Below are 469 nucleotides of genomic sequence, written 5' to 3' on the forward strand. Positions count from 1 at the left end.
GGCGTACGCGACGCAGGAGGTGACCGCGAGGGCCGCGAGGGGGGCGGCGGTGGAGCCGCCCTGGGTCTCGCGGCGGGAGACGGCGGTGACGGCCAGGGTGTGGGCGCCGAGGGCGGCGGCGGACGGTGCGGCGTCGCGGACCCGGCCGCCGCTCGCGGCGGCGCCGAGCACGAGGTCGAGGCTCCGGGCCGCCGCCATCGCCGGTGGCCCGGCCCAGCTCCGCTTCAGCCCGAGGTCGTAGGCCCAGACCGTGGCGGCGAGCGGGACGGCGACGGTGAGCGCGGGCCGGCCGGCGCGGGCGGCGAGCGCGAGGCCCAGGCCGGTGAGCGCGCCGGCCGCGGCGAGTGCCGCGCCGGGGGCGATCCGCCCGGACGGGAGCGGCCGGTGCGGGCGCTCCACGGCGTCCTCGGCGCGGTCCGCCCAGTCGTTGAGCGCCATGCCCGCCTGGTAGAAGCACAGGGACGAGCCG

1 protein-coding gene is annotated in these 469 nt (G+C 81.7%); it reads right to left on the reverse strand.

What is annotated here, in order from left to right; all coding sequences use genetic code 11:
• The coding region (locus C1I97_RS38750; RefSeq protein WP_181447136.1) for a UbiA family prenyltransferase at positions 1-469 on the reverse strand (469 nt) is incomplete at both ends.

The organism is Streptomyces sp. NTH33 (genome assembly GCF_003236365.1).
Classification (GTDB): Bacteria; Actinomycetota; Actinomycetes; order Streptomycetales; family Streptomycetaceae; genus Streptomyces.